Origin of the sequence: Vibrio sp. 10N.247.310.17 (assembly GCF_041466605.1) — a bacterium.
Lineage (GTDB): Bacteria > Pseudomonadota > Gammaproteobacteria > Enterobacterales > Vibrionaceae > Vibrio > Vibrio tasmaniensis_A.
In genome coordinates this window covers 1-5,036 of the sequence record NZ_JBFSTC010000164.1, presented here as the reverse complement: position 1 = coordinate 5,036, position 5,036 = coordinate 1, and the positions used below count along the sequence as shown (strand labels likewise).

General features: G+C 43.9%; 4 protein-coding genes. All 4 read right to left on the bottom strand.

Annotated elements, in window-relative coordinates; all coding sequences use genetic code 11:
• Positions 1-84: 84 nt before the first annotated feature.
• The 4 genes from AB6D80_RS24145 to AB6D80_RS24130 all read right to left on the bottom strand — a co-directional run bounded on the left by AB6D80_RS24145 (position 85) and on the right by AB6D80_RS24130 (position 4,800).
• On the bottom strand, positions 85-861 hold the full coding sequence (locus tag AB6D80_RS24145) for a phosphoadenylyl-sulfate reductase (RefSeq protein ID WP_102250087.1): 777 nt from the start codon (positions 859-861) through the stop codon (positions 85-87).
• Entirely contained in the window at positions 854-2,581 is a 1,728-nt protein-coding gene (gene cysI, locus AB6D80_RS24140; protein ID WP_371703547.1) for an assimilatory sulfite reductase (NADPH) hemoprotein subunit, read from the bottom strand. The genes AB6D80_RS24145 and cysI overlap by 8 nt, the downstream gene beginning before the upstream one ends.
• Positions 2,581-4,446, bottom strand: coding sequence for an assimilatory sulfite reductase (NADPH) flavoprotein subunit (locus AB6D80_RS24135; protein WP_371703549.1), 1,866 nt, complete (start codon positions 4,444-4,446; stop codon positions 2,581-2,583). Before AB6D80_RS24135 ends, cysI begins: the two co-directional genes overlap by 1 nt.
• Positions 4,447-4,569: 123 nt before the next feature.
• Positions 4,570-4,800, bottom strand: coding sequence for a hypothetical protein (locus AB6D80_RS24130; RefSeq protein WP_004735813.1), 231 nt, complete (start codon positions 4,798-4,800; stop codon positions 4,570-4,572).
• Between the last annotated feature and the right edge of the window lie 236 nt (positions 4,801-5,036).

Genomic DNA, 5,036 nt, shown 5'->3' with positions numbered 1-5,036 from the left:
CATCTGTAGGATCGTTCAACTGATCAGGAAAATGCTTAAATGATCAGTGTTAGCCTTGAGGCAGCTTTTTAAATGGCAATGAGTCTAAATCCCAGAGCCATATTGCTCTCCATCGTCTTCATGGAGACCACATTCACGTTTTAGACCATTGAACCGGGTTTCTTCTTCAGTCATACCGGGTTCCCATTTCTTAGTCGTATGAGTATCTCCAACAGAAAGGTACCCCTGCTCACGAAGTGGGTGGTAACTAAGGCCATGCTCTTCCAAGTAATAGTGAACATCTTTATTTGTCCAATCTATTACTGGCAAGAACTTAAACACACCATTTTGGATAGATAAGATCGGCAAGTTTGCGCGCGATTGAGATTGCTCTCTTCGCAACCCTGAAAACCAAGTGCCAGCCTCTAGTTCATCCAGCGCTCTTCTCATCGGTTCAACTTTATTAAGTTTGTTGTACTTCTCTATCCCTTCTATACCTTGATCCCAAAGTTTGCCATATTGCGCTTCTTGCCAATTAGAGCTCTGTTGTGCGCGAAAGACTTGAAGGTTTAAAGTCAACTTCTGACTTAACTCATCTATAAAGCGATACGTTTCTGGGAATAGGTACCCGGTGTCTGTCAGAATAACTGGAATATCGGGTTTGGCTTGAGTCACTAAGTGCAGCATCAATGCTGCTTGGATTCCGAAACTAGAAGAGACCACATGTGTTCCTTCTAAGTTTTCTAGAGCCCACTTCACTCTTTCTAATGCAGTTAGCTGTTCTAACTCAGCATTAATTTGTCCAAGACGAAGTATCTGCTCCGTCTTAGTCAATGCGAGTAGCTCTGCTAACTTCAATTTTGAAGCGACAGAATTATGCATGCAGATCCCTCTTTGAAATGATCACCTCTTCGATGATGCCAGCTCGGATTGTAAAATCACCGAACCCTTCATTACCCGTTCGTTCCGTAGCCCAACGTCCCACCAGCGAATCAATCTCTTCTAAAATCTGAGCTGACGTGATGTTCTCTTTATACATCTTAGGAATACGAGTTCCGGCTTTGTTGCCACCTAAGTGCATGTTGTAACGCCCTGGAGCCTTGCCGACTAAACCCAGTTCAGCCAACATTGCACGACCACAGCCGTTTGGACAGCCTGTGATACGAAGGATGATATTATCTTCTTCTGGTAACCCGTGTTTCTTCAGAATGTCTTCAACATCCGTTACAAACTCAGGAAGAAAACGTTCGGCTTCTGCCATTGCTAACGGACATGTTGGGAATGCCACACACGCCATTGAGTTCTTGCGCTGTTCTGAAACCGCATCATCCATTAGACCGTATTGACGTGCCAGCTTTTCAATTTGTGCCTTTTGGCTCTTAGGTACACCTGCAACAATGAGATTTTGGTTCGCTGTCATGCGGAAATCACCTTTGTGGATCTTCGCTATTTCAGCAACACCTGTTTTCAGCGCTTTCCCTGGGAAATCAAGCAAACGACCATTTTCGATGAATAACGCTAAGTGGTGCTTACCATCAATGCCTTCCGCCCAACCGATACGATCGCCACGGCCAGTAAACTCATAAGGACGACTTTCAGAAAACTCAACGCCTGCACGTTTTTCTACTTCTGCTTTGAATACATCAATACCAACACGGTCTAGTGTGTATTTGGTTTTTGCGTTCTTACGGTTCGAACGGTTACCCCAATCACGCTGAGTCGTTACCACCGCAGCTGCTACATCTAACGTTTTCTCTAATGGCACAAAACCAAAGTCGTCAGCTTTACGTGCATAAGTAGAAGTATCGCCGTGCGTCATTGCAAGACCACCGCCCACTAATACGTTAAAGCCCACCAGCTTTCCGTCTTTAGCAATCGCGATAAAGTTAAGATCGTTAGCATGAACATCTACGTCATTTTGCGGAGGAATTACAACCGTCGTCTTGAACTTACGCGGTAAGTAATTACTACCTAAGATAGGTTCTTCATCTGTTGTTGCGAGCTTTTCACCATCTAACCAGATCTCAGCATAAGCACGTGTCTTAGGTAATAGGTGTTCACTGATCTTTTTCGCCCACTCATAAGCTTCTTGGTGCAGCTCGGACTCAACCGGGTTTGTGGTACACAAAACATTTCGGTTTACGTCACCCGCAGTAGCGATTGAATCAATACCAATACTGTTTAGTGTTTGGTGCATTAACTTAATGTTCGGCTTCAACACACCATGGAACTGGAAAGTTTGACGAGTTGTAAGACGGATAGAACCATAAGAGGTGCTTTCATCTGCGAATTTATCAATCGCTAACCACTGCTTAGGAGTGATGATGCCGCCTGGCATACGCGCACGAAGCATTACGTTATGTAAAGGTTCTAGCTTTTGCTTGGTACGTTCATTACGAATATCACGGTCATCTTGTTGATACATACCGTGGAAACGGATCAGTTGAAAGTTATCTGCGGCAAAACCACCAGTGATACGATCTTGAAGATCTTGTTCAATCGTACCGCGAAGGTTTTTACTTTCACGCTTCAGACGTTCATTGTCAGCCAAAGGTCCCAGTACTTGACCTAGCACTTCTTGCTCTATTACTTGCTTGCTCATTAGTACACATCCCTTTGGTAACGTTTCGCTTTACGTAAATCATTAATATATTGTTCAGCTTGTTCGCGGCTCTGATTGCCATGTTTTTCCGCTATCGTAACTAACGCTTCATGGACATCTTTTGCCATTCGAGTTGCATCGCCACATACATAGAGGTACGCGCCCTCTTGAAGCCATTGCCAAACCTGCTCTGCCTGCTCAATTAATCGGTCTTGAACATAAACCTTTTCTTTTTGATCACGACTAAACGCAACATCAAGCTTGGTTAATGCACCAGATTTAAGATACCTCTGCCATTCAACTTGATATAAGAAATCTTGAGTAAAGGTACGGTCACCAAAGAACAACCAGCTTTTACCTTCAGCGTCATTGTTTTCACGCTCTTGAACAAAACTACGGAAAGGTGCGATACCTGTACCCGGGCCAACCATGATGATTGGTGTGTTGTCGTCTTGCGGCAGTTTGAAGTTATTGTTGTTCTCTACAAACACCTTCACTTCACCACCTTCTTCAAGGCGTTGAGCTAAGAAACTTGAAGCGCCACCCAGACGAGATTCATCGCCCTTTTGGTATTCAACAAGACCAACCGTCAAGTGAACTTCTTCATCTACTTCTGCTTGGCTTGACGCAATAGAGTAGAGACGTGGAGTTAACTTACGTAGTAGGCCAATCAATTCATCAGCCGATAGCTTAGTTTTCTTCTCAGCTAAAACATCGACAACTTGAGTATTACCCGCGTATTCACGAAGCTTGTCTTTATCTTCCACCAGCTTGATTAACTTCTTGCTGCCCGAAAGCTCAGCAAACTTAGTCACAAGCTGAGGGTTTGAAGAGGTAATCTCAAATTTGCTGACAAGTGCGCTATGCACAGACAAGTTGTCACCATCGACATCGACACTTTCGATACCAGACAGCCCAACCTTAGAAAGAATCTGATTTGCGAGTTCGGAACTGTTTTCAAACCATACGCCTAGCGCATCACCCGGTTGGTAAGTAATACCCGACTCATCAAGATCAATCTCGATATGACGAACATCTTTGCCCGAATCACGACCGGTGATCTTTTGGCTCGTTAATAGTGTCGCTGTGTATGGATTTTGTTTGGTGTATTGCGAATGACCGGCAGCCGCTTGACCGACGGGCAACTGAACTACATCGGCTTCAGTGCCTGTCGATAGCGTCTCTTTTACTTGCTCTAATGCTTTAGCGCGCCACTGCGTTGCTGACTCTTCGTAATCAACATCACAATCAAGACGGTCGACAAACGATTTAGCACCAAGCTTAGCGAGGAAGTTATCGAAGTCTTTAGCCGTTTGGCAGAAGAACTCATAGCTTGAGTCACCTAAACCGATGACACCGTATTGTAGGTTTGATAATTTTGGCGCTTTCTTCGATTGAAGGAATTCATGCAACTCAATAGCGTTATCAGGGGCTTCGCCCTCACCATTGGTTGAAGCTACAAAAATGACGTGTGTCTCTTTGGCTAGGTTCTTACCTTTATAATCACTAGCATCGAAAAGCTCGACAGCAATCCCTAATGCTTTCGCTTCTGCCTCAAGCGATTCGGCGACACCTTTCGCATTACCGGTTTGGGATGCGAAGATAATGCTGAGCTTACCCGCAGGTTTTGCGGCTACTGCAGCGGCTGCTTGAGCGATTGGCGCGGCGGCACCCACAGGCTGAGTTTGGCTCACACCCCAAAGGTAACCACTGACCCATGCCAGTTGTTGAGAAGATAATTCAGAAACAGTTTGCTGAAGATGACCCAATTGTTGGTCATTAAGTGGTGCTGCTAGCCCAGGTAACTCATTAGCCCCAGACTGTGCATTATTATTTTGTGAAGACTCTTTCTTATTTAAAGACATGGTCACGACATCCCTAATCATTGCGTGACGATAGATTAACCACTCCTTTTAATAACAAGAAAGAATAGAAAAGTATGTTTTATAACTTTTTGGAAGTAAAAACCGATTGAAACGTCAATTGAGTTACTGGTTTTCAATACGCACTTGTTGAAAGCCAACCGCCATTGCCGACTTAGATGCTAGGTCTAAATCCGCGTAATGACACTCTTCACCATGAACATCAGTAAGCAAAACAAAGCCGCCTCCCATATGGCGAAACTCCACAACCCAAGACCCCTCTTGAATTGAGGGCTCTATGATCGCTTCAACCAACAGATTTTCTCGATATAAATTTCGTAATTCATTGAGTGTCATATTCCATCCCTTGCTTTGACCTCACAACATAGACCTTATAAGAATAGACGCTAATTAGGTCTCTGTATTAAGATGGTCGAAAGTGATGAATGTGCTAACTAATTCCAGAAAAGTATATACCCAAGTAACTTCAAGATGCTTGGGTATAACCAATAGATATAAAAAAACGCCACTTAATAAAGTAACACTGATCATTTAAGCATTTTCCTGATCAGTTGAACGATCCTACAGATGGT

Coding starts and splice junctions, on each gene's coding strand:
- AB6D80_RS24145 (WP_102250087.1), bottom strand. CDS start 861: ATGCATAATTCTGTCGCTTCAAAATTGAAGTTAGCAGAGCTACTCGCA.
- cysI (WP_371703547.1), bottom strand. CDS start 2,581: ATGAGCAAGCAAGTAATAGAGCAAGAAGTGCTAGGTCAAGTACTGGGA.
- AB6D80_RS24135 (WP_371703549.1), bottom strand. CDS start 4,446: ATGTCTTTAAATAAGAAAGAGTCTTCACAAAATAATAATGCACAGTCT.
- AB6D80_RS24130 (WP_004735813.1), bottom strand. CDS start 4,800: ATGACACTCAATGAATTACGAAATTTATATCGAGAAAATCTGTTGGTT.